The following is a 24,502-nucleotide window of genomic DNA, read 5'->3' on the forward strand; positions in this document are numbered from 1 at the left end:
CGGAGACGGCGGGTATCATCCATCGCCCGCTATCTTTCCGGCCTGTGAATCACTTTTTGTTGGGACGAATCACCGGAGCTGCTTTATCCAGTACGCCGTTGACGAATTTGTGGCTGTCTTCAGCGCCAAAGGTTTTCGCCAGTTCAATCGCTTCGTTGATGGCCACTTTATAAGGCACATCGCTGCGTTTTGACAGCTCAAACAACGCAATACGCAGCACGGCTTTTTCAACCTGTCCCAGCTCTTCAAGCAGGCGGGACAGATACGGTTTCATTAAACCATCCAGGTACGCGCTGTTAGTCGCCACCCCGGATAGCAGTTCACGGAAATAGAGAACGTCGACGTCTTTTACGTCCTGTTCCGCCAGGAACTGGTATTCAACATCAGCGATGTCGTTCTGGGACAACTGCCAGGAGTAAAGCGCCTGGACGGCACACTCACGGGCGCGGCGACGAGCAGCAGGTTTCACGGAATTCCCCTTACAAAAAATCAGGCCTTAATGGCTTTCAATACATTAATCATTTCAAGCGCGGTCAGCGCAGCTTCTGCGCCTTTATTACCGGCTTTTGTACCAGCACGTTCGATGGCTTGTTCAATACTCTCGGTGGTCAGAACACCAAAGGCTACCGGCACGCCGCTGTCCTGGGCAACGCTTGCCAGGCCATTGCTGGCGCCGCCTGCCACATATTCAAAGTGCGCAGTCCCCCCGCGAATCACGGTTCCCAGCGCAACCACGGCGTCGTATTTACCGCTTTTCGCCAGCGCTTCGGTCGCCAGCGGCAGTTCATAGGCGCCAGGCACCCACACTACGGTAATATTATCATCTTTTACCTGACCAATACGCGTCAGGGCATCAACCGCGCCATCCAGCAGGCTGTCGTTGATAAACTGATTGAAACGCGCAATAGTGATGGCGACACGAGCGTCAGGGGCTGCAACGTTAGCTTTAATAATGTTCATATTCTCTCTTCCAGGGTTCATTTGGCCCCGCAGGGGGGCGGATTTTATCATAATAATTTGAGCGCTGCTCCCCTTTCGACGGGAGAACTCATGCGCTCACCATATGCAGGCAAACATCCGGGCCGACATGACGTATTTCGCTGAAGGTAAATTGCGGCGCGTCGGCGAGCTTCTCAAGCCCCGGCAATTCGCATAATCCCCGCGCCTGGGTTCCCAACAATTTAGGCGCGACATAGACAATCAGTTCATCCACCAGCCCGGCTTGCAACAACGCGCCTGCCAGTCCCGGTCCGGCTTCAACCCATATGCTATTAATCTGCTGCCTGCCTAACTGCATCATTAGTACAACCAGATCCAAATGTCCGTTGTGCGCCGGCACGCTGATAGTACGAACCGCATCGGGCCACGCGCGGCTATCTTCCTGGGTACGCGCAATCCACGTTTCGCCAGGCTGCTGCACAATACGATGCGCAGGCGTTACCCGGTTTTGGCTGTCGATAACAATTCGCACCGGCTGGCGCAGATTTTCCTGCGGGTAAGACGCCTGCGTAGAGGCATCTAACTCCGCCCAACGCACCGTCAAGGCCGGATCGTCAGCCAATACCGTCGCGCTACTGGTTAAGATAGCGTGACTTTGCGCACGCAAGCGCTGAACGTCGCGCCGGGCCTGCGGCGAGGTGATCCACTGGCTTTCGCCGCTGGCCATCGCCGTCCGTCCATCCACGGAGGTGCCCAGTTTAAGCTGAAGATAAGGGAATCCGGTACGCATCCGCTTGAGGAAGCCTTTATTGAGCGCCTCCGCTTCACTCATCATTAACCCGTGGCTGACCGCAATACCCGCCTGTTGCAGGCGATACAGCCCGCGCCCGGCGACCTGTGGGTTCGGGTCCTGCATCGCGGCGACCACGCGCGCGACGCCGGCCGCAATCAGCGCATCGCAACATGGCGGCGTTCGCCCATGATGGCTACAGGGTTCAAGCGTGACATAGGCGGTTGCGCCTTTGGCTTTTGCGCCCGCCATCCGCAGCGCATGAACCTCGGCGTGCGGGTCTCCGGCGCGCTGGTGATAACCTTCGCCGACGATGTCGCCATTGTTAACAATGACACAGCCGACATTAGGGTTCGGGTGAGTGGTGAAACGTCCACGCTGCGCCAGTTTTAGCGCTCGCGCCATGTAAAACTCATCCTGCATGGCTTAGTCCTGTAGGCGAGCGATTTCTTCGCCAAAGTCTTTGATATCTTCGAAACTGCGATAGACGGAGGCAAAGCGAATATACGCGACTTTATCGAGTTTTTTCAGCTGCTCCATGACCAGGTTGCCAATCATCTTGCTGGGAACTTCACGCTCCCCAGTGGCACGTAATTGTGACTTAATATGGTTCAATGCCATTTCAACATCATCTGCGCTGACGGGCCTTTTTTCCAGCGCTCTCAACATGCCGCTACGCAGCTTATCCTCATTAAAGGGTTCGCGCACATCGTTGCTTTTTATCACGCGCGGCATGACCAGTTCAGCCACTTCAAAGGTCGTAAAGCGTTCATTACACACCAGGCACTGCCGACGGCGGCGCACGGACGAGCCCTCGCCTACAAGACGAGAGTCAATGACTTTGGTATCTACGGCGAAACAAAATGGGCAATGCATACGGCGTCCTGACCAGATGATTTAGAAAACACTATTTTACCCTGAACTGGCGCGACAACAAAGGCAGAGCGCTTTTGAGATAAAGGATCGGTGCCTTTGTGCGTATAGCGCACTACCATTACGCTATCGAACCACGAAGGAAATGATCGACATGACAAGACGTTACCTAAGAATTCTCCTGGTGGGAAGTCTCTTGAGCCTGACCGCCTGCGCGCCGCAGAGCGAAGTTCGCCAGATGCATCAAAGCATTAGCACCCTGAATAAAGAGATGACCCAACTGAATCAGGAAACGGTAAAAATTACCCAACAAAATAAGCTGAATGCGGAGTCAACCCGCGGCGTCTATTTGTTGCCTGGCGCCAATACGCCTGCCCGGCTGGAGAGTCAGATCGGTACGCTACGTATGACATTGCTGGAGATTACGCCTGTCGCAGACGGCGCTCACGCAACGTTACGCATTCAGGGCGAGTCCCGCGATCCGCTGCCGGCATTCAGCGCTACCGTAGAGTACGGGCAACTTCAGGGCACTACGGAGAACTATCAGGAGGTGAATGCACAGAGCCTTCTGGTAAATGCCCCTGCCAGCTTGCTGGCGCCCAGTGATGTCAATATTTCGTTACCGTTGAAGGGGATCACACCGGCGCAGTTAGGCTTCATTCGCATCCATGATATTCAGCCTGTTAATCAATAAACGTTCTGGCGGAGCGTTTTGTGCGTTCCGCAACATCCCCCGCGCGACTTTTGTTGCCCTACTGACATTTCCGTCATTTATGACATGGATTGGTAATATTCATGAAAGATAGTACTGTCGCCGCGCCTAAAGTGCGCAAACGTGAACGCAATCGATTACGTAAATGATAGATATGTGAAACAAGACATATTTTTGTGAGCAATGATTTTTATAATAGGCTCCGCAGAAACACGAAATATTTAGAAACGCAAATTGCGTTCTTTTCACTCCCGCAAGGGATTTCAAACAGTGGCATACATATGAAAAAAACTTTACTCGCAGTCAGCGCAGCGCTGGCGCTCACCTCATCTTTTACTGCTAACGCAGCAGAAAATGATCAGCCGCAGTATTTGTCCGACTGGTGGCACCAGAGCGTAAACGTGGTAGGCAGCTACCATACCCGTTTCTCGCCGAAATTGAACAACGACGTCTATCTGGAATATGAAGCATTTGCCAAAAAAGACTGGTTTGATTTCTACGGCTATATCGATATTCCCAAAACCTTTGATTGGGGTAACGGCAACGATAAAGGTATCTGGTCCGACGGTTCTCCGCTGTTCATGGAAATCGAACCGCGTTTCTCGATTGATAAGCTGACCGGCGCAGACCTGAGCTTCGGCCCGTTTAAAGAGTGGTATTTCGCCAACAACTACATCTACGATATGGGCGATAACAAAGCCAGCCGCCAGAGCACGTGGTATATGGGTCTGGGGACCGATATCGACACCGGCCTGCCGATGGGCCTGTCGCTGAACGTGTATGCGAAATATCAGTGGCAAAACTACGGCGCGTCCAATGAAAACGAATGGGACGGCTACCGTTTCAAAGTGAAATACTTCGTCCCCATCACCGATCTGTGGGGCGGTAAACTGAGCTATATCGGCTTTACCAACTTTGACTGGGGATCTGATTTAGGCGACGATCCGAACCGTACCAGCAATTCCATCGCTTCCAGCCATATCCTGGCGCTGAACTACGATCACTGGCACTACTCGGTCGTTGCGCGTTACTTCCATAACGGCGGACAGTGGCAGAATGGCGCAAAACTGAACTGGGGCGACGGCGATTTCAGCGCGAAATCTACCGGCTGGGGCGGCTACCTGGTCGTGGGTTATAACTTCTAAACCTGCAAAAAAGGCCAGAGGTCGCCCTCTGGCCCGTTTCGGGCGCATGCTGCCATGCGGCGGCGAGTCGCGCCCACTTCACATTACTTCCGGCGATGCCACCAGCCTAAAAACAGACCTGTCGCAATCCCGACCAGCGTTGGTGCCGCCAGATCGTGCCAGATAGTAATGCTCAACTCTGTGAGCGTCATATTGCCGCCTTTGTTGCAATGGCAACGGTTCGCGGCTATCCTCAACTTGTCTAGGGTCAAGTTAGCCCCCGTAATGTTGCCGGTGAATACCGAACAATGTGCGGGGGTTTTCTCTTTCCAGCGACAAGGCCACCGGGGATCAAGCCCCCGCAACATTGCGCCTCACCGGGTTGCCCCGGCTTACCGCTGATTCTACTCTGCTCGCCAGTATCGGCAGGACTTAAAAACAAAAAAATCCCAACCTTGCGATCGGGATTCCAGTGACAATGTATGCGTTACAGGACGTTTGGGGGCTGACGACAAACTCCGGGGCTGAAAAAATGTCGGATTGCATCCGATCTACGAAAACCAATAGTTCATTTATATTGCGGATTCCGTTGGGTGGAGCGAAGCGTAACCTAACATTCAACAGCACCAACAGCTTTGTCAGCAGTCTGCTTATTTCTTTTTGTTCATCATCGCTTTCAGATCGGCAAACGGGTTATAAGTCGCCTCGCCGACATCTTTTTGCGCATCTTCCCCGGCAATGACCGTCGAACCGTACTGATCGGCTTCGGTATATTTGGAATGCTCATGATCGTGGCAGTAGAGGCACAATAGCTCCCAGTTGCTGCCGTCTTCCGGGTTATTGGTGTGGTCATGATCGATATGATGCACCGTCAGCTCACGCAGATTTGAATACACAAACTCACGGGAACAACGTCCGCACACCCACGGAAACAGCTTCAGCGCTTTTTCACGATAGCCGCTTTCCAGGCGCGCGTAGTTTTTTGGGATGATAGCCATGATAGTTCCTCATGCAATCGAGTTTATTCTGGATAATAAAAAGCCGCAGCACCCTGCGATGTTGCGGCTTTTTTCAGTCATGTTAACGCCAGCTTACGGCAGAATGGACGGCTGATCCGCCCCTTCTTTTTCGACTTTCTGCTGCAGCATATGCTCGCGCTTCATACCGAGTTTCAGCGCCAGCGCCGATGCGACATAGATAGAAGATGCCGTACCAATAGAGACACCGATCAGCATCGTCAGCGAGAAGCCTTCCAGTACCGGACCGCCGAAGAGGTACAGCATCAGAATTACCACTAACGTCGTACCGGAGGTAATCAACGTACGGTGTAGCGTCTGGGTCAGCGACACGTTAAAGATTTCGTAAGGCGTCCCGCGACGGATTTTGCGGAAGTTTTCACGAATACGGTCGGAGACCACGATACTGTCGTTCAGCGAGTAACCGATCACCGACATCAACGATGCCACAATGGTCAGGTCAATCTCGATATGGAAAAGCGACAGTATCCCCAGCGTAATGATCACGTCGTGCGCCAGCGCGATGACCACCCCTGCCGCCAGTCGCCACTCAAAGCGGAAACCGACATAAACGAGGATAGAGATCAACGCCACCAGCAGCGCCATAGCGCCGGTTTGCGCCAGATCGGCGCCCACGCTTGGCCCCACGAATTCAATACGCTTCACGGCCGCGTTCTGGTTGGTGGCTTCATTAATGATCGTCACCACTTTGCTACCCAGTACCTGACCGCCGGTTTCACCTTCGGTTGGCGGCATACGCACCATAATGTCGTGACTGCTGCCAAAGTTCTGCAACTGCGGCTCTTCATAGCCCGCTTTTTGCAGCGCTTCGCGCATCACGTCCATTTCAGCCGGTTTTTCCAGCGTGATTTCAATTACCGTGCCACCGGTGAAATCCAGCCCCCAGTTAAACCCGCGTACGCCCATAATGACAATGGCCGCGATCAGCAACAGCCCGGAGATGCCGAATGCCCAGAAGTCCCAGCGCATAAAGTCATAGACTTTACGGCCGTGGTTTAGTTGTTCAACAGTGTATTCCTGTGCCACATCGCACTCCTCAGATTGACAGCTTAGTGACGCGCTTGCCGCCATATAGCAGGTTTACGATAGCACGCGTACCGATAATCGCGGTAAACATCGACGTCGCCACACCGATACCGGTCGTAATCGCGAACCCTTTAATTGCCCCGGTACCGACAGCATACAGAATGATGACTTTAATCAGCGTCGTGATGTTCGCATCGAAGATGGAACTGAACGCGCCAGCATAGCCTTCGTTTATCGCCTGCTGTACCGTGCGGCCATTACTCAACTCTTCTTTGATACGTTCGTTAATCAGAACGTTGGCGTCGACCGCCACCGCAAGGGTTAACACGATACCCGCAATCCCCGGCATACTGAGCGTTGCCCCCGGCAACAGCGACATGATACCGACAATCAACACCAGGTTAGCCACTAACGCGCTGGTCGCAATCAGACCAAACTTCTTATAGAAGAAGATCATGAACAGGATGGAGACCACCAGACCGGCCAGACAGGCTTCCAGGCCCTGCTTGATGTTCTGCATACCCAGAGTCGGGCCAATGGTGCGCTCTTCAACGATCTGAATCGGCGCAATCAGGGCGCCCGCACGCAGCAGCAACGAGAGCTGACGCGCTTCGTTCGGGTTGCTGATACCAGTAATACGGAAGCTGTTACCCAGCCGAGACTGGATGTTGGCAATGTTAATCACCTCTTCCTGTTTCACCAGTACGGCGCGACCGTTAGCGTCTTTCTTACCACTGTCTTTATACTCCACAAACAGGGTCGCCATCGGTTTGCCGATATTGTCCTTAGTGAAGTTAGACATGATATTGCCGCCTGCGCTATCCAGCGAGATGTTAACCTGCGGTTGGTTATATTCATCCTGGCTGGACGTCGAGTCGGTGATATGGTCGCCCGTGAGGATCACGCGTTTGTACAATACCACCGGCTGGCCTTCGCGGGTCTGTTTCACTTCGGAATCACCCGGTACGCGCCCGGCAGCAGCGGCGGCCTGGTCAACGTTGGTATTCACCAGACGGAATTCCAGCGTCGCGGTCGCGCCGAGAATTTCTTTCGCGCGAGCGGTATCCTGGATACCCGGCAGCTCAACCACAATACGGTCTGCGCCCTGGCGTTGTACGACAGGCTCCGCGACGCCCAGTTGGTTAACACGGTTACGCAGAATATTAATGTTCTGCTGAACGGCGTATTCGCGCGCTTCGCTCAGGCGCGCATCGGTCATTACCGCGCGAAGTTGATTACCGCCCTGGCTGGAAATCACCAGGTCACGATGACGCGGCGTCAGATAGGCGATCGCCTCATCACGCGCTTTGCTGTCACGGAACGTGATGCTCAGCCCATAATTATTTTCTTTACGAACGGTGGTATAAGGAATGCCTTTTTCACGCAGATCGCTGCGCAGACTATCGATATTTTGTTCCTGGAGTTTACCTAACGCGGTATCCATATCCACTTCCATCAGGAAGTGAACGCCGCCGCGCAGATCAAGACCGAGCTTCATCGGATCGGCGTGAATAGCCGCCAACCAGCGCGGCGTAGCCGGCGCAAGGTTAAGCGCCACGACATATTTATCCCCCAGCACGCTCATCAGCGCTTCACGGGCGCGTAGCTGGGTATCGGTGGTGTCGAAGCGCGCAAGAATAGCGCCCTCTTCCAGTGCCACAGACTTAGCGGGAATTTTTTCTTCTTGTAACGTTTTCTGGACCTGGATCAGCGTTTGCTCACTGGCGGCGACGCCGCGCACGCCAGTGATTTGAACAGCCGGATCCTCACCATACAGGTTGGGAAGTGCGTAAAGCAGGCCGACGATAATTACGACGACCAGCATGATGTACTTCCACAAAGGATAACGGTTTAACACGGCAGTTCCCTTTGGGAAAACGAAATATTACAGCGCCTTCATGGTGCCTTTCGGCAGAACGGCAGCTACGAAGTCACGTTTGATAACCACTTCCGTGGTGTCATTCAGCGCGATGGCAATGTAGCCGGCTTCCGCTACTTTGGTCACTCGACCGACCAGACCGCCATTCGTCAGAACTTCATCACCTTTCGCAATGGAGTCCATCAGCTTTTTGTGCTCTTTGGTGCGCTTCTGCTGCGGGCGCAGGATCATGAAATAGAAAATCAGACCAAACACCACCAGCATTAAAATCAGAGACATCGGGCTGCCCTGCGCCGGAGCACCTGTTGCCGCTACCGCATCAGAAATAAAAAAGCTCATTCAAATTCCCTCATTATTAAAATTAATCAACGTTCAAAGGTGGAACGGGTCGCCCCTGACGTTGGTAAAACTCGGTTACGAAGCTCTCTAATTTACCCTCTTCAATAGCCTTGCGTAAACCCGCCATCAAACGCTGGTAGTAACGCAAGTTATGAATGGTATTGAGACGCGCACCTAATATTTCGTTGCAACGGTCGAGATGATGCAAGTAAGCGCGTGAATAATTGCGACAGGTGTAGCAATCGCACTCGGCGTCAAGCGGGCTGGTGTCGCTTTTATGCTTTGCATTACGAATCTTCACCACGCCGTCGGTCACAAACAGATGACCATTACGGGCATTTCGCGTTGGCATGACACAGTCAAACATATCAATACCGCGACGCACCCCTTCCACCAGATCTTCCGGTTTACCCACGCCCATCAGGTAACGCGGTTTGTCAGCCGGGATCTGCGGGCAAACGTGCTCCAGAATGCGGTGCATATCTGCTTTCGGCTCACCGACAGCCAAACCGCCGACAGCGTAGCCATCAAAGCCAATCTCTACCAGACCTTTCACCGAGATATCGCGTAAATCTTCGTAAACGCTGCCCTGAATGATGCCAAAAAGCGCATTCTTATTGCCAAGGCTATCAAAACGGTCGCGGCTACGCTTCGCCCAACGCAACGACATCTCCATCGAGCGTTTAGCATAGTCCCAGTCTGCCGGATACGGCGTACATTCATCAAAGATCATCACGATATCGGAACCGAGATCGTACTGGATCTCCATCGACTTTTCCGGATCGAGGAAAATCGGATCGCCGTTGATCGGGTTACGGAAGTGCACGCCTTGCTCGGTAATCTTACGAATATCGCCGAGGCTGAAGACCTGGAAGCCGCCGGAATCGGTGAGAATCGGCCCTTTCCACTGCATAAAATCGTGCAGGTCGCCATGCAGCTTCATGATCTCCTGACCCGGGCGCAGCCACAGGTGGAAAGTGTTGCCGAGAATAATCTGCGCGCCGGTCGCTTCCACTTCTTCCGGCGTCATGCCTTTTACCGTACCGTAAGTACCCACAGGCATAAAAGCAGGCGTTTCCACTACGCCACGATCAAACACCAGACGACCGCGACGCGCGCGACCATCGGTGGTATCTAACTCAAATTTCATTATCACTCCTGCGTCAGAAAAACAGTCCGACGTTTAACGACTCGCTACGGAATGATTCCATAGCTAATAAATTCCCGAAGGCGTCATCGGCGCAGCCAGTTTGGGGTCGACCAGCGCACAACCACCGGAGCGTACACGCAGTACGTGAGGATGGCGAGCACTGCCCGGCGTCAAAATGGCAAGTGAGATAGCCTTCTTACGGACGCTCAGAAATAGCCTGCGGATTGTACGTGATAAACATCGCGTCCCCGTAGCTAAAAAAGCGATATTTTTGTTCTACCGCAGTCTTATAGGCATTCATGGTGTGTTGATAACCGGCAAATGCGGAAACCAGCATAATCAACGTCGATTCCGGCAGATGGAAGTTGGTGATCAGCGCATCAATCACTTTGTATTGATAACCTGGATAAATAAAGATTTGCGTATCGCCGAAGAACGGCTCTATCAAATCTCTTTTTGCCGCCTGCGCCGCGCTTTCCAGCGAGCGTACCGAGGTCGTGCCGACCGCAATCACGCGGTTGCCGCGCGCTTTCGCCGCCAGCACCGCGTCGACCACCTCTTGCGGCACCTCAGCATATTCGGAGTGCATGATGTGATCTTCAATGGTATCGACACGCACTGGCTGGAAAGTGCCCGCGCCGACGTGTAGCGTAACAAACGCCATTTCGACACCTTTCTCACGAAGCGCCGCCAGCAGCGGCTCATCAAAGTGCAGCCCCGCGGTCGGCGCGGCGACGGCGCCCGGTTTTTCACTGTAGACCGTCTGGTACAGTTCGCGGTCGGCGTCCTCGTCCGGACGGTCGATATACGGCGGCAACGGCATATGGCCGATGGCGTTAAGAATATCCAGCACCGGACGCGGGTCATTAAACTCAACTTCAAACAGAGCGCCGTGACGCGCGGTCATGGTCGCGTGAATACTTTCGTCGTCGCCCAGCAGCAGTTCCGTACCCGGTTTTGGCGCTTTAGAAGCGCGAATATGCGCCAGGATGCGTTTATCATCGAGCATACGTTCGACCAGCACTTCTATCTTGCCGCCGCTGGCTTTACGGCCAAAGAGCCGCGCCGGGATCACGCGGGTATTATTGAAAACCAGCAAATCGCCAGGGTTGAGCTTATCGAGCAGATCGGTGAAAGTACCGTGCGTCAGCGCGCCCGTCGGCCCCTCTAATGACAGCAAACGGCAGCGACTGCGTTCCGGCTGTGGGTAGTGGGCAATCAGGGATTCGGGTAGTTCAAAGGAAAAATCGGTAACGCGCATGACTCTGACTCAGACTAAAATAAGAGGCGGGTAGTCTAGTGCCGGGGCGTTCCCGCTGCAACCGTTACCCGCTTTTTGGACAGAGAATCAATAATGAATTTTCTTGCTCACCTGCATCTGGCGCACCTTGCCGACAGCTCGCTTTCCGGTAATCTTCTGGCCGATTTTGTCCGCGGTAACCCGGCAACGCATTATCCTCCTGACGTGGTAGAGGGTATTTATATGCATCGGCGTATTGACGTCATGACCGACAACCTGCCGGAAGTTCGTGAGGCGCGAGAGTGGTTCCGCCATGAAACTCGGCGCGTGGCGTCCATTACGCTGGACGTCATGTGGGATCATTTTTTATCGCGTCACTGGACGCAAATCTCTCCTGATTTTCCACTTCAGGCGTTTGTCGGCTACGCCCATGCGCAGGTCGCGACGATTCTGCCCGACTCCCCGCCGCGCTTTGTCAACCTGAATGATTATCTTTGGTCAGAAAAATGGTTAGAGCGGTATCGCGATATGGATTTCATTCAAAACGTGCTGAATGGCATGGCGAATCGCCGTCCCCGGCTGGATGCCTTGCGTGATTCCTGGTACGATCTGGACGCGCACTACGACGCGTTAGAAGAGCGCTTCTGGCATTTTTATCCGCGTATGATGGCACAGGCCGCCCGCAAAGCGCTGTGACGGCCTGATAGCGAGGGCGTGCGTCAGATCCGCCGTTGGCAGAAAGATGGTTCGCTGTCATAAAGGGGTCATCATTACGATTTATAATGACCCGATCGATAGGCAAAAGCTGTCTCATTGATTGTCAAGACCGCATTGTTTTGTCGCTTCGCCCTCCCTATACTGCCCGCGTTGCGTTCTAAAACCCTTAATATTGCAGGAGAATTATTATGGTACTGGTTACTCGTCAGGCCCCGGATTTCACCGCTGCGGCGGTACTGGGTAGCGGTGAGATTGTTGATAAATTCAACTTCAAACAGCACACCAATGGTAAAACAACCGTTCTGTTCTTCTGGCCGATGGACTTCACTTTTGTTTGCCCGTCTGAGCTGATCGCCTTCGATAAACGTTATGAAGAATTCCAGAAGCGCGGCGTTGAAGTGGTTGGCGTTTCTTTCGACTCTGAGTTCGTCCACAACGCATGGCGTAACACCCCTGTCGATAAAGGCGGCATTGGCCCGGTGAAATACGCAATGGTTGCTGACGTGAAGCGTGAAATTCAGAAAGCTTACGGTATCGAACATCCGGACGAAGGCGTTGCGCTGCGCGGCTCTTTCCTGATTGACGCTAACGGTATTGTTCGCCACCAGGTCGTAAACGATCTGCCGCTGGGTCGTAACATCGACGAAATGCTGCGTATGGTCGACGCGCTGCAGTTCCACGAAGAGCACGGCGATGTCTGCCCGGCGCAGTGGGAAAAAGGCAAAGAAGGCATGAACGCCTCTCCGGACGGCGTGGCTAAATACCTGGCTGAGAACATTTCCAGCCTGTAAGTCAGTGCATTGATAAAAGGCTCGCGAATGCGAGCCTTTTTTATGCGTAAGGTGTTACGAACCACCTCGCCTCAACGATTCATCCATACGGTCGCGGAAATCGCGGGTAAACTAAGTCTTCCCTCGCGGATGTCACCGCTTCCCGTTTTACATTGCCATCCGGCCACGTTCAGCAACGGCAACGCTTCCAGCGCCACTTCACAGGCCTCGCCCCGGTTAATCGCCACCAGCGCCCGCTGCTGCTGATAAACTCGCACGAATACCACTACGTCACCTTCGGCATACAGCGCCTGGCATCCGCCACGACGCAGCGCCAGACTGCGCTGACGCAGTTTCGCCATACGCTGGTACAGCGCCAGCAAGTTGCCGTCCTGCTTGCGTTCATCCCACGGGAACGGTTTGCGGCACATGGGGTCATTTGCACCGTCCACGCCGACTTCATCGCCGTAATAAATACATGGCACGCCGGGCCAGGTAAACAGCCAGACCACCGCCAGCGGCAGGCGCGCCGCGTCTTTACCCAGCAGGGTTTTAAAGCGCGCAGTATCATGACTGTCGAGTTGATTAAACATGCGTAGTTGTTGCTGATGTGACAGCCCGGCGCGGTAGTTATCCATCCACGCGATACAGGTCCGGGCATCAATATGCTGTGGTTCGTAAGCGATATCAGTATTGGCGAGAAATCCCCATAGCGGGAAGGTGAAGCCGCGATAATTCATGGCGGCATCTTCCGCATCGGCCTGTAGCCACTGCCGCGCATCGCCGAAATGTTCCCCCACAATATAGGCTTCGGGCTGCGCCTCTTTTGCCGCCCGGGTAATACCGGCGACGTGCTGCAAATTATGGCGCGCCCCGCCCGCCTCGCCCAGCATATGTACGACATCCAGCCGCCAGCCGTCCATATTCCACGGAGCCTTTAGCCAGTGACGAACGATACTGTCCTCACCGCGATAGATCTCATCCACCAGCGTTTCTGATTGATAATCGAGTTTCGGCAGGCTCGGATAACCCAGCCAGTCCAGCGCCACGCCTTGTGGTGAAAAGGAGTACCAGTCGCGCCACGGCGAGTCCGGGTGATGACACGCGCCGCCAGTGCTGCGGTTATGCCTGTCAAACCACGCATGCGAGTCGCCGCTATGGTTAAACACGCCATCAAGCACCAGCCTCATGCCCTGCGCCTGAGTTTCACGCCGCAGGCGTAGCAGCGCCCGATCGCCGCCAAATTGCGGATCGACATGGCGATAATCTTCCGTGTCGTACTTATGGACGCTCGGCGCGGTAAATACCGGATTCAGATATAGCGCTGTGACGCCCAGTTTTTTCAGGTACGGCAGCTTCTCACAAATGCCATTCAGACAGCCGCCGTAAAAGGTGGAACCGCCCGCCAGGGGGGTTAAAGGATCGTCCCAGTCGCGCAGCACAATCTCCTGACCTGCGGCATGATGGTAATACACCCGGTCCTGATCGGCTTCACGCGTCGCGCTGCGGGCAAAACGATCCGGGAAGATCTGATAAAAAATTTGATCGGCGACCCACTGCGGGCCGCTGTCCGGAACATCAACGGCAAATTGTTCCAGACGCGCCGGTGGGAAGCGGTTAAATCCCTGCGGCGTAAACCAAAGCTGGCGGTCGTGCCAAAGCAATTTAAAGCTGTAACGGCGACGGGGTTGCCCTAACGCGATATTGAGCGTCGCTCGCCACGCCGTCACGCCCGGCTGCGGCTGGCGGCGCTGTTTGCGCATCGCCAGTGAGATTTCTTCATTATCGAATTCTGAGCGCAACGTCACGCGAGACGGCGGATTTTCTCCGCTCAGCCACAGCGTAATGGTTAATTTATCGTTATGTTGCTTCACAAATGGGGCAACCGGTAAGTGCCAGGCATTCAACATCTCGTATCCCCTCTACTGAAAATGGGGCCACCTTGCCATAGAGATTTAAAGGATAACTCATCATCCAGGGGTTTATTAGGGGAGGAGGCTCCAGGAGGAGAAGCGGCTCCGCTTATCCGGTCTACCGTTGCCTGCAGACCGGATAAGGCAGAGAAAAACGACTACGCCTGCGCCAATTGACGGTCGCGACGGCGTTTAAATATCCAGCCAATCAACAGCAGAACTATCCAGGCGAAGCCCACATACAGTGAGATGCGGGTATCCGGATGGTAGCCGATAAGCGCAATAATGAAGACCAGGAAAATCAACCCCGCTATCGTCGTTACGACACCGCCCGGCACCTTAAACTTCAGCGCTTTTACCTCTTCCGGCGGTAAACGACGACGGAAGGCGATTTGCGACAGCAGGATCATAATCCATACCCATACCGTCGCAAACGTCGCCAGCGAAGCAATCACCAGGAAGACGTTTTCCGGCATGATGTAGTTCAGGTAAACCGCAAACAGCAGCGCAATCGTCATCACCAGCACAGTAACCCACGGAATACCACGGCGTGACGTTTTGGCAAAGACTTTCGGCGCGCTCCCCTGCTCCGCCATACCATGCAGCATACGGCCTACGCCAAACACATCAGAGTTGATAGCGGAAAGCGAGGCGGTCAATACCACAAAGTTCAGAATGCTGGCGGCAAAGGTAATCCCCATATGCTGGAACGTCAGTACAAATGGACTGCCGTTTGTGCCGACCTGATTCCACGGATAGATAGACATAATGACGAACAGCGTGCCGACATAAAATACCAGGATACGCATCGGTACTGAGTTAATGGCGCGCGGAATGGATTTCTCCGGGTCTTTCGCTTCCCCGGCGGTGATACCGATAATCTCAATCCCGCCGTAAGCGAACATCACCATTTGCAGCGACATGATCATTCCCAGCCAGCCATTGCTGAAGAAGCCGCCGTTACTCCAAAGGTTATGAATGCCGGTCGGCTGCCCGCCGTTGCCAATTCCCCACACAATGATGCCGATACCCGCGACAATCATGATAATAATGGTGGCGACTTTGAAGAAGGAGAACCAAAACTCCAGCTCGCCGAACACCTTGACGCTCATCAGGTTGATGGCGCAAATGATCAGCACCACGCTAAGTACCCAAATCCAGTGCGGCACGGCGGGGAACCAGACTCCCATGTAAATGCCGAATGCGGTCACGTCGGCAATGGCGACGATCAGGATCTCAAAACAGTAGGTCCAGCCGGTAATGTAGCCCGCAAGCGGGCCGAGGTTTTCCTGCGCATAGCGCGAAAATGAGCTGGCGGCAGGGTTGTGAACGGACATTTCCCCCAATGCGCGCATAATGATATATGCCGCGACCCCGCCAATAATATAGGCCAACAGCACGCTCGGCCCCGCCATTTTGATGGCGTCCGCCGAGCCGTAAAACAGGCCGGTGCCGATTGCCGAACCTAATGCCATAAAGCGAATGTGCCGGGTGCTCAGCCCACGCTTTAGCTTATTATTGCTTTCCATCAATTTCTGACCTATCAACACAATAAAAAACCACGGGGCGTTAAGCCCCGTGGTGTACACATATGTCAGCGATTTTAGTGAGCGCTGGAGGTAACCTGCCGACCCGCCGCGCGATCCCAGATAATCGCCAGGATCACCATCACCACCGTTGGCATCAACCACGCCAGTCCCTGTTCCGCCAGCGGCAAACGCTGACTCCAGGCTGGCAGCATATCGCCAAAGGCAGATGCTTTGATGCCGTCAAGGATACCAAAAAGCAGACTGATAAACATGGCCGGCGCGATGATACGGGTGGAATTATGCCACCATGAGCGGGTAAAACTTAATACAACCAGTGCGATACACGGCGGATAGATAGCCGTCAGCACCGGAATGGAAATTTGAATCAGATGGCTCAGTCCGAGGTTTGACACCACCATAGAGAAGCCGCCGAGAATAAAGACCAGCGTGCGGTAAGACAGCGGAATATACTGCGCGAAAAACTCAGCGCAGGCGCAGGTTAGCCCCACCGCCGTCACCAGACACGCGATAAAGATCAGCGCCGCCAGCAGGAAGCTTCCCGCGCCGCCAAAGGTATGCTGAACGTAGGCATGAAGAATCGCCGCGCCGTTCGCTGACTGATCGACCAGCGTCGCGCTGTCAGAACCTAAGCGGAACAAGGCAAGGTAAAGCAGCGTCAGCCCCACGCCCGCCATCAGGCCGGCCCAGACCGTGTAACGCGTCAACAGGCGCGCTTCGGTCACGCCGCGAGAACGCGCCGCGTTCACAATAACGATACCAAACACCATCGCGCCCAGCGTATCCATCGTCAGATAGCCGTTCACAAATCCGTTAGAAAAGGCCGCATTCTGATAAGCGTCCAGGGCGTTGCTGATTGGACCGGCAGGCCAAATGATAGCCGCGACGGAAAGGATGACCAGCGCAATAATTTTCAACGGCGCCAGGAAATTCCCTACCGTATCCAGCAGCTTACCCGGATAGAGGGAAACCAGAATAACAATAGCGAAATAGACCACGCTGTAAATCAGCAACGGCATTGCAGAATCGCCGGTCAACGGAGCGATACCGACCTCAAACGACACCGTCGCGGTACGCGGCGTCGCAAATAACGGCCCGACGGCCAGATAGCAAACGGTCGCCAGCAGGAGTCCCGCCACTTTACCAATCGGCGTACTGAGGCTGTCTACCCCGCCGCCGACTTTCGCCAGCGCCACAACAGTAAGAACCGGTAGCCCCACGGCGGTAATCAGAAAGCCAATAGCGGCTGTCCAGACGTGTTCACCCGCCTGCAAACCGACCATAGGAGGAAAGATAATATTGCCTGCGCCAACGAACAGCGCAAATGTCATAAAGCCCAGGGCGATGATATCGCGCGATTTTAACTGATGGGTCATAAAGTCTTACTGCCTGTGGATGGTGATGTTGTAAACATTAAAATTTTTGCCTTTCCCGGAGGATTATAAAGCGGCGTTTTTTATCAATTTCAGCGGGAAAAGCTCCCGGACCGATGCGGCGAAGAATTGTTTTTCGATTTACCGCGCAAATGCAGTCGTAATGACAGCACCTGAAGCGCAATTTAAACGCTTATAACGTTTTAAAGCAAGGTGGGATCTAAAAACCAGATGAATATAGCGATATGAAATTTACAACCAGAATAAAACACCATTCTCATGAAAAAGTTATGGCTAATCATGCGAACAAAAAATCACCAAACGTTGAATGTTTCAACGAGCCCGTCTTAACTGCAAAGAAAATAAGCCAGCATCCGCTGGCTTATGGAAAGTTATACTTACGAAAGGCAATTAATCGCTATTTTTGGCAATTAAACGTTCCGGCAGCACAAAGCTAAATCGCGTTCCTTTGCCAGGCGAACTGTCGATTTCAAGGCGGCTTTCATGGTGATTCAACGCATGTTTCACAATCGCCAATCCCAGGCCGCTGCCGCCCGTTTGCCGCGAACGCGCTTTATCGACACGGTAGAAGCGTTCGGTCAGACGAGGAATATGCTCGGCAGCAATCCCCGGACCGTTATCTTGAATGCAAAATTCAGCGCCATGCGCGGCACGTCGCCAGCTCACCGTAATATGCGTTCCCGCCGGCGTATGGTTTACCGCGTTATATACCAGGTTTGAGATCGCGCTACGTAGCTGCTCTTCATTGCCCAGAACGCTAAGACTATCGTCGACCTCAAACGTAAAGGTATGTTTCTGCTGGCTGAGCGTCTGCGCTTCACGCTCCACGACCCGCAGCATCATCGGTACATCCACTTTTTCATTTAATAACAGCGCCGGGGCCGCCTCAATTTTAGACAGCGTAAGCAGTTGTTTTACCAGCCCTTCCATACGATACGTTTGCTCGCGCATCGTATGCAGCGCTTTCTCTCGCGTCGCCCCTTCCAGCGCCTGTTCCTGCATCATTTCCAGATAGCCTTGCAATACCGTCAATGGCGTACGCAACTCATGGCTAACGTTGGCGAAAAAGTTACGTCTGGCGCCTTCAAGCTGATGCATTTGCGTCACATCGCGCGCCACCATCAGGAGTTGTTTATCGGTATAAGGCATGACGCGGATCTCCAGATGCCGCCCGGTATTGAGCACCAAATGAAGCGGACGGGTGAAATCACGCGTTTTTAAATACTGGGTAAACTCCGGATAACGCAGTAGATTGAGAATATTCTGCCCGTTGTCATCCGGCCAGCGTAGCCCCAGTATCTGTTGCGCCAAACCGTTACACCAAAAAATGCCGCCCTCTTCTGTGGTCAGTACCACGGCATCAGGCAGCGACTCCGCGCCGCTGCGAAAACGTTTAATCAGGTTCCCCAGCTCGCGGCGACGCTTCTTATTTCGCAACTGCATCTGGTGTAAACCGTATAACAGCGGTTCCCAACTTCCCCGTCCCGGCGGCGGCGTCATACTTCTGTCGACCCAAAGCCACCAGGAGAGGCGTAATAAATTCCAGAAATGCCAGACAAGCAGTCCCGTCACCGCCGCCAGTAAAAACCACGGCAGATAACCAAAAAAAGCGCTAAGGATAAGCGCGGGGATGCAACAGAGCACCAGCTCCAGCACCAGCCTTTTCCATGACAGCCGTTCCAGCACGCGTCATACTCCCTCAAGAATGGAAAGCCTTCTCCGCCAGAAACCTGTGATCAACTGGCGGAAAAGGCATTAAAAGCGGGTCGAAAAACGATACCCTGTCCCGCGTACCGTTTGCACCATCCGGTCGTGGCCGCTGTGCTCCAGCGCCTTACGCAAACGGCGAATATGCACGTCGACCGTCCGGTCTTCAACGTACACATTGGTGCCCCAGACATGATTGAGCAGCTGTTCGCGGCTGTAAACCCGTTCCGGGTGCGTCATAAAGAAATGGAGTAATTTAAATTCGGTCGGCCCCATATCCAGCGGGCTGCCGCCGGTCATCACGCGGTGAGAGCCAGGATCAAGGCTCAGTCCCTGCATCTCGATCACCTCTTCGACCGCCATCGGCGAGATGCGCCGCATAACGGCTTTAATGCGCGCCACCAACTCCTTGGGGGAAAACGGCTTGGTAATGTAATCGTCAGCGCCGGTTTCCAGCCCGCGCACGCGATCTTCTTCCTCACCTCTCGCGGTCAGCATAACCACCGGAATATCCCGGGTCAGGGCTTCACGTTTGAGATGTTTAATAAACTGTAACCCTGACCCGCCGGGCAACATCCAGTCAAGAAGGATGAGATCCGGCCAGGGTTCATTAAGTTTATTCACCGCACTGTCATAATCTTCGGCTTCTACGGGCTGAAAGCCATTTTGTTCGAGCACGAAGCACACCATTTCACGGATCGGCGCCTCATCTTCTACGACCAGAATACGTCTCGCCATAATTTGCCCTGTTAGTCGTTAGTTATCAATGCCGCGCCATTATGCGTCAGATTTATGACAGATTTATGAAAAAAAAAGGCGGCATTGACAGCATGTTGATGATTTATGACACCGGTGAAACCGTGCATTACCGTGTACCGGCGGTAAATTGCGCCCAAAAATGGAGGGGATGACGTGTATAATCCCGTTCACGCTTTTTTTTGCATGGAACAATTATGCGCATCCTCCACACCTCTGACTGGCATCTGGGACAAAACTTCTACAGTAAAAGCCGCGCCGCGGAACATCAGGCTTTTCTGGACTGGCTGCTGGAGACCGCGCAGGCCCATCAGGTGGATGCCATTATTGTCGCTGGCGATATTTTTGATACCGGTTCGCCGCCCAGCTATGCCCGAGAACTTTATAACCGTTTCGTCGTTAATTTACAGCAAACGGGCTGTCATCTGGTGGTGCTGGCCGGTAATCATGATTCCGTCGCCACGCTAAACGAGTCACGCGACATACTGGCGTTTCTCAATACAACCGTGATCGCCAGCGCGGGCTATGCGCCGCGGCTACTTCATCGTCGCGACGGTTCTCCGGGCGCCGTACTGTGCCCCATTCCCTTTTTGCGCCCGCGCGACATTATTACCAGTCAGGCGGGGTTATCCGGCAGCGAGAAACAGCAGCAACTTCTTCATGCGATTGCCGATTATTATCAACAGCAGTATCAGGAAGCGTGCCTGCTACGCGGCGAACGAAAGCTGCCGGTTATCGCGACGGGACATTTAACCACCGTCGGCGCCAGCAAAAGCGATGCGGTTCGCGACATTTATATCGGTACGCTGGATGCCTTTCCGGCGCAGCATTTCCCCCCAGCGGATTATATCGCATTAGGACACATTCACCGCGCGCAATGTGTCGGCGGCACGGAGCATATCCGCTATTGCGGCTCGCCCATCGCCCTCAGCTTTGATGAGTGCGGCAAAAGCAAATGCGTGCATCTGGTGACCTTCGACCAGGGGAAATGGCAAAGCACCGAAAGTCTGGCTGTCCCCGTGACTCAACCGTTGGCGGTTTTAAAAGGCGACCTGGCATCAATTACCGAACAGCTTGAGCAGTGGCGCGGCGTTGAGCAATCGCCCCCCGTCTGGCTGGATATTGAAATCACCACCGATGACTATCTGCACAATATCCAACGCAGAATACAGACGCTAACGGAGTCGCTACCCGTAGAGGTATTACTGGTGCGCCGTAGCCGCGAACAGCGCGAGCGCTCGCTGGCGAACGAACGGCGGGAAACATTAAGCGAGCTTAGCGTGGAGGAGGTTTTTGCGCGGCGTCTGGCGCTGGAAGCGTTAGATCCCCCGCAGCGCGAGCGCCTGAATCAGCTCTTTTCCAGCACGCTCTACGCGTTGAATGAGGAGCATGAGGCATGAAAATTCTCAGTTTGCGTCTGAAAAACCTGAACTCGCTGAAAGGAGAATGGAAGGTCGATTTTACCGCCGAACCGTTTGCCAGTAACGGGTTATTCGCCATTACCGGCCCGACCGGCGCGGGAAAAACCACCTTGCTTGACGCCATCTGCCTGGCGCTGTACCACGAAACGCCGCGCCTGAATACGGTATCGCAGTCGCAAAACGATTTGATGACGCGCGATACGGCGGAATGTCTGGCCGAAGTGGAGTTCGAGGTAAAAGGCGAAGCCTGGCGCGCGTTCTGGAGCCAGAACCGAGCCCGAAATCAGCCTGACGGCAATCTCCAGGCCCCACGCGTAGAGCTGGCGCGGTGTTCAGACGGAAAGATCTTTGCCGATAAGGTAAAGGATAAACTGGAGATGATCGCCACGTTGACCGGGCTGGACTACGAGCGCTTCACCCGTTCGATGTTGTTATCACAGGGGCAGTTCGCCGCCTTTCTTAACGCCAAAGCGAAAGAGCGCGCAGAGCTTCTGGAGGAGCTCACCGGCACTGAGATTTACGGGCAGATCTCCGCACAGGTATTTGAAAAACATAAATCAGCCCGTCTCGAACTGGAAAAGTTACAAGCGCAGGCCAGCGGCGTCGCCCTATTGGCGGACGAACAGTTACAGCAACTGGAAGCTAGTTTGCAGGCGCTTACTGACGAAGAGAAACGCCTGCTGGCCGACCAGCAGGGACAGCAGCAGCACCTTCACTGGCTGACCCGAAAAAACGAGCTCCACACTGAATTACACGCCCGACAGCAGGCGCTGTACGCGGCGCAAGAGGCGCGAGAAAAAGCGCAGCCGCAGCTCGCGGCGCTGACTCTGGCGCAACCTGCTCGCCAGTTGCGTCCGCATTGGGAGCGCATTCAGGAACAAACCCGCGCCGTTGAGCGTGTTCGCCAGCACAGTGATGAAGTGAATGCTCGCTTACAAAGCGCGTATCGCCTGCGCCAGCGTATCCGCGCCTGCGCGCATCGACAATTCACGCAACTGAACGCCACAGGGCAGCGATTGAAGACATGGCTGGCGGAACACGACGGCATCCGCGTCTGGCGCAGCGAACTGGCGGGGTGGCGAGCATTATTAACACAACAATCCCACGATCGGGCGCAACTGAGCCAATGGCAACAGCAGTTGCTGAGCGATACGCGTCAGCGTGATGCGCTACCGCCGCTCACGCTCGACCTCACGCCACAGGCGCTGGCGGAAGCCAGAGCATTGCATACCCGACAGCGTCCGCTACGCCATCGTCTCGCCGCGCTTCAGGGGCAAATTATCCCGAAACAAAAGCGTCAGGCGCAGCTACAGGCAGCTATCGCGCGTCATCATCAGGAGCAGATGCAATACACCCAACGTCTGGCGGATAAGCGTCTGAGTTATAAGACTAAAGCGCAGGAGCTTGCGGACGTTCGCACTATTTGCGAGCAGGAGGCGCGCATCAAAGATCTGGAAAGCCAGCGGGCGCACTTACAGTCCGGCCAGCCGTGTCCGCTTTGCGGCTCGACGACACACCCCGCCATCGCCGCCTATCAGGCGCTGGAACTGAGCGCGAATCAAACCCGCCGCGACGCGCTGGAAAAAGAGGTCAAAACGCTGGCGGAAGAAGGCGCGGCGCTGCGAGGACAGTTAGATGCCTTAACGCAACAATTACAGCGGGATGAAAGCGAGGCGCAGTCGTTGTTGCAGGAGGAGCAAGCGCTTACTGAGGAATGGCAAACGCTGTGCGCTACGCTGGGCGTTCAGCTCCAGCCGCAAGAAGACCTCGCGGGCTGGCTGACCGCCGCGGAAGAGCATGAGCAACAGTTGGATCAGCTCAGCCAGCGTCATGCTCTACAAACGCAAATCGCGGCGCATACTGAACAGGTAGCGCGCTTTACCGCGCAGATTGCGCAGCGTCAGGCGTCGCTGACGGCTGATTTGGCGCAGTATACGCTTTCCCTTCCAGCGCCAGAAGACGAGGCTTCGTGGCTGAATGAGCGCGCCGACGAAGCGAAAATATGGCAACAGCGTCAGACCGAGTTCGCGGATTTGCAAACGCAGATCGACAGGCTTGCCCCGTTGCTGGAGACGCTACCGCAAACGGATACCGCGGATTCCGACGACGACGTGCCGCTGGATAACTGGCGGCAGGCGCATGATGAGTGCGTGTCATTACAAAGCCAGTTGCAAACCCTGCAGGAACAGACGACGCAGGAACAGCAGCGCGCCGCCGAGGCGATAGCGCACTTTGATGCGGCGTTAAAAAATAGCCCGTTTGACAGCCAGGCAACGTTCCTGGCGGCGTTGCTGGATGAAGAGACCGTGACCCGTCTGGAAAAACAACAACAAACGCTGGAAAGTCAGCTACAACAAGCGAAGGCGTTAAGCGCGCAGTCCACGCAGGCGCTGGCTGACCATCAGCAACAGCCGCCCGCCGGTCTGGACCCAACGTGTACGGCGGAGCAGCTCGCGCAGCGGCTGGCGCAGTTGGCGCAACAACTGCGTGAAAACACGACACGCCAGGGGGAAATCCGCCAGCAAATTAAACAGGATGCAGATAATCGGCAGCGCCAACGGGCGCTGATGGCGGAAATGAAACAAGCCTCTCAGCAAGTGGAAGACTGGGGCTATCTCAATGCGCTGATCGGCTCTAAAGAAGGTGATAAGTTCCGCAAATTCGCCCAGGGACTGACGCTGGATAATCTGGTCTGGCTGGCGAATCATCAGCTCACCCGCCTGCATGGCCGCTATTTATTGCAGCGCAAAGCCAGCGACGCGCTGGAACTGGAGGTTGTCGATACCTGGCAGGCCGACGCCGTGCGCGATACGCGAACGTTATCAGGCGGCGAAAGTTTCCTGGTCAGCCTGGCGCTGGCGCTGGCGTTATCAGATTTGGTCAGCCATAAAACGCGCATTGATTCTTTGTTCCTCGACGAAGGCTTCGGCACGCTTGATAGCGAAACGCTGGACGCCGCGCTGGATGCGCTCGACGCGCTGAATGCCAGCGGGAAGACCATCGGTGTGATTAGCCACGTGGAAGCCATGAAAGAACGTATCCCTGTGCAGATAAAAGTGAAAAAAATCAATGGGCTTGGTTATAGCAAACTGGACAAAGCGTTTGCCGTGGAGTAACACGAGTGTCATCCTGCGCACAGCATACCGTCATGACATAGCATAATAATGA

General features: G+C 54.4%; 22 protein-coding genes. 6 read left to right on the plus strand and 16 right to left on the minus strand.

Annotation, left to right across the window (positions count from 1 at the left end; all coding sequences use genetic code 11):
• Positions 1-49 precede the first annotated feature (49 nt).
• The 4 genes from nusB to nrdR all read right to left on the minus strand — a co-directional run bounded on the left by nusB (position 50) and on the right by nrdR (position 2,605).
• On the minus strand, positions 50-469 hold the full coding sequence (nusB, locus tag ACH0WD_RS06115) for a transcription antitermination factor NusB (protein WP_000801129.1): 420 nt from the start codon (positions 467-469) through the stop codon (positions 50-52).
• A 20-nt stretch (positions 470-489) separates the two neighbouring features.
• Positions 490-960: a 6,7-dimethyl-8-ribityllumazine synthase gene (gene ribE, locus ACH0WD_RS06120; protein WP_001021372.1), complete on the minus strand. Its 471-nt coding sequence runs from the start codon at positions 958-960 to the stop codon at positions 490-492.
• Between the two features lie 88 nt (positions 961-1,048).
• Entirely contained in the window at positions 1,049-2,152 is a 1,104-nt protein-coding gene (ribD, locus tag ACH0WD_RS06125) for a bifunctional diaminohydroxyphosphoribosylaminopyrimidine deaminase/5-amino-6-(5-phosphoribosylamino)uracil reductase RibD (protein WP_001150227.1), read from the minus strand.
• A 3-nt stretch (positions 2,153-2,155) separates the two neighbouring features.
• Positions 2,156-2,605, minus strand: a complete 450-nt coding sequence (gene nrdR / locus ACH0WD_RS06130; RefSeq protein WP_000543533.1) for a transcriptional regulator NrdR — start codon at positions 2,603-2,605, stop codon at positions 2,156-2,158.
• Positions 2,606-2,756: 151 nt separating this feature from the next.
• On the opposite strand from nrdR, the gene ACH0WD_RS06135 reads away from it, so the two are divergent.
• Both ACH0WD_RS06135 and ACH0WD_RS06140 read left to right on the plus strand, forming a co-directional pair.
• Positions 2,757-3,296: a DUF3251 domain-containing protein gene (locus ACH0WD_RS06135; RefSeq protein ID WP_000198488.1), complete on the plus strand. Its 540-nt coding sequence runs from the start codon at positions 2,757-2,759 to the stop codon at positions 3,294-3,296.
• 299 nt (positions 3,297-3,595) lie between these two features.
• The gene (locus tag ACH0WD_RS06140) at positions 3,596-4,459 is read left to right on the plus strand and encodes a nucleoside-specific channel-forming protein Tsx (RefSeq protein ID WP_000752021.1); all 864 of its coding nucleotides are present in this window, start codon (positions 3,596-3,598) and stop codon (positions 4,457-4,459) included.
• 83 nt (positions 4,460-4,542) lie between these two features.
• On the opposite strand, the gene ACH0WD_RS06145 is transcribed toward ACH0WD_RS06140, so the two are convergent.
• From ACH0WD_RS06145 to queA, 7 genes are all read right to left on the minus strand, one after another.
• Positions 4,543-4,650 carry a type I toxin-antitoxin system toxin Ldr family protein gene (locus ACH0WD_RS06145; protein WP_000176312.1) on the minus strand — a complete coding sequence of 36 codons (108 nt, stop codon included), beginning with the start codon at positions 4,648-4,650 and terminating at the stop codon, positions 4,543-4,545.
• Positions 4,651-5,088: 438 nt separating this feature from the next.
• Entirely contained in the window at positions 5,089-5,436 is a 348-nt protein-coding gene (yajD, locus tag ACH0WD_RS06150; protein WP_000974818.1) for an HNH nuclease YajD, read from the minus strand.
• A 93-nt stretch (positions 5,437-5,529) separates the two neighbouring features.
• Complete coding sequence (gene secF, locus ACH0WD_RS06155) at positions 5,530-6,501, minus strand: protein translocase subunit SecF (RefSeq protein WP_000046629.1); 972 nt, start codon at positions 6,499-6,501, stop codon at positions 5,530-5,532.
• Between the two features lie 10 nt (positions 6,502-6,511).
• Positions 6,512-8,359, minus strand: coding sequence for a protein translocase subunit SecD (gene secD, locus ACH0WD_RS06160; protein ID WP_000934808.1), 1,848 nt, complete (start codon positions 8,357-8,359; stop codon positions 6,512-6,514).
• Positions 8,360-8,386: 27 nt separating this feature from the next.
• Complete coding sequence (yajC, locus tag ACH0WD_RS06165) at positions 8,387-8,719, minus strand: preprotein translocase subunit YajC (protein ID WP_000007628.1); 333 nt, start codon at positions 8,717-8,719, stop codon at positions 8,387-8,389.
• Between the two features lie 22 nt (positions 8,720-8,741).
• Positions 8,742-9,869 (minus strand): tRNA guanosine(34) transglycosylase Tgt, encoded by a 1,128-nt coding sequence (tgt, locus tag ACH0WD_RS06170; protein ID WP_000667305.1) that lies wholly within the window; start codon positions 9,867-9,869, stop codon positions 8,742-8,744.
• A 196-nt stretch (positions 9,870-10,065) separates the two neighbouring features.
• Positions 10,066-11,130: a tRNA preQ1(34) S-adenosylmethionine ribosyltransferase-isomerase QueA gene (gene queA / locus ACH0WD_RS06175; protein ID WP_001266527.1), complete on the minus strand. Its 1,065-nt coding sequence runs from the start codon at positions 11,128-11,130 to the stop codon at positions 10,066-10,068.
• Positions 11,131-11,223: 93 nt separating this feature from the next.
• On the opposite strand from queA, the gene acpH reads away from it, so the two are divergent.
• Both acpH and ACH0WD_RS06185 read left to right on the plus strand, forming a co-directional pair.
• The gene (gene acpH / locus ACH0WD_RS06180) at positions 11,224-11,805 is read left to right on the plus strand and encodes an ACP phosphodiesterase (RefSeq protein ID WP_001009860.1); all 582 of its coding nucleotides are present in this window, start codon (positions 11,224-11,226) and stop codon (positions 11,803-11,805) included.
• Between the two features lie 209 nt (positions 11,806-12,014).
• Positions 12,015-12,617 carry a peroxiredoxin gene (locus tag ACH0WD_RS06185; protein ID WP_000244731.1) on the plus strand — a complete coding sequence of 201 codons (603 nt, stop codon included), beginning with the start codon at positions 12,015-12,017 and terminating at the stop codon, positions 12,615-12,617.
• A 71-nt stretch (positions 12,618-12,688) separates the two neighbouring features.
• Here the strand turns inward: ACH0WD_RS06185 and malZ are convergent, their stop codons facing one another.
• The 5 genes from malZ to phoB form a co-directional block, all read right to left on the minus strand.
• Positions 12,689-14,506, minus strand: coding sequence for a maltodextrin glucosidase (gene malZ / locus ACH0WD_RS06190; RefSeq protein ID WP_000930704.1), 1,818 nt, complete (start codon positions 14,504-14,506; stop codon positions 12,689-12,691).
• Between the two features lie 161 nt (positions 14,507-14,667).
• Positions 14,668-16,038, minus strand: a complete 1,371-nt coding sequence (proY, locus tag ACH0WD_RS06195) for a proline-specific permease ProY (RefSeq protein ID WP_001555879.1) — start codon at positions 16,036-16,038, stop codon at positions 14,668-14,670.
• A 74-nt stretch (positions 16,039-16,112) separates the two neighbouring features.
• Positions 16,113-17,432: a branched-chain amino acid transporter carrier protein BrnQ gene (gene brnQ, locus ACH0WD_RS06200; RefSeq protein ID WP_000149620.1), complete on the minus strand. Its 1,320-nt coding sequence runs from the start codon at positions 17,430-17,432 to the stop codon at positions 16,113-16,115.
• A 408-nt stretch (positions 17,433-17,840) separates the two neighbouring features.
• Positions 17,841-19,136, minus strand: coding sequence for a phosphate regulon sensor histidine kinase PhoR (gene phoR, locus ACH0WD_RS06205; RefSeq protein ID WP_000893642.1), 1,296 nt, complete (start codon positions 19,134-19,136; stop codon positions 17,841-17,843).
• 69 nt (positions 19,137-19,205) lie between these two features.
• Positions 19,206-19,895 (minus strand): phosphate response regulator transcription factor PhoB, encoded by a 690-nt coding sequence (gene phoB / locus ACH0WD_RS06210; protein WP_000113919.1) that lies wholly within the window; start codon positions 19,893-19,895, stop codon positions 19,206-19,208.
• Between the two features lie 215 nt (positions 19,896-20,110).
• Between phoB and sbcD the strand changes: the two genes are divergently transcribed.
• Together sbcD and sbcC are read left to right on the plus strand one after the other, a co-directional pair.
• Positions 20,111-21,313: an exonuclease subunit SbcD gene (gene sbcD, locus ACH0WD_RS06215; RefSeq protein WP_001221257.1), complete on the plus strand. Its 1,203-nt coding sequence runs from the start codon at positions 20,111-20,113 to the stop codon at positions 21,311-21,313.
• Entirely contained in the window at positions 21,310-24,450 is a 3,141-nt protein-coding gene (gene sbcC / locus ACH0WD_RS06220; protein ID WP_001747481.1) for an exonuclease subunit SbcC, read from the plus strand. The genes sbcD and sbcC overlap by 4 nt, the downstream gene beginning before the upstream one ends.
• Positions 24,451-24,502 lie beyond the last annotated feature (52 nt).

Source organism: Salmonella sp. 2020_1395 (assembly GCF_043848115.1).
Lineage (GTDB): Bacteria > Pseudomonadota > Gammaproteobacteria > Enterobacterales > Enterobacteriaceae > Salmonella > Salmonella enterica.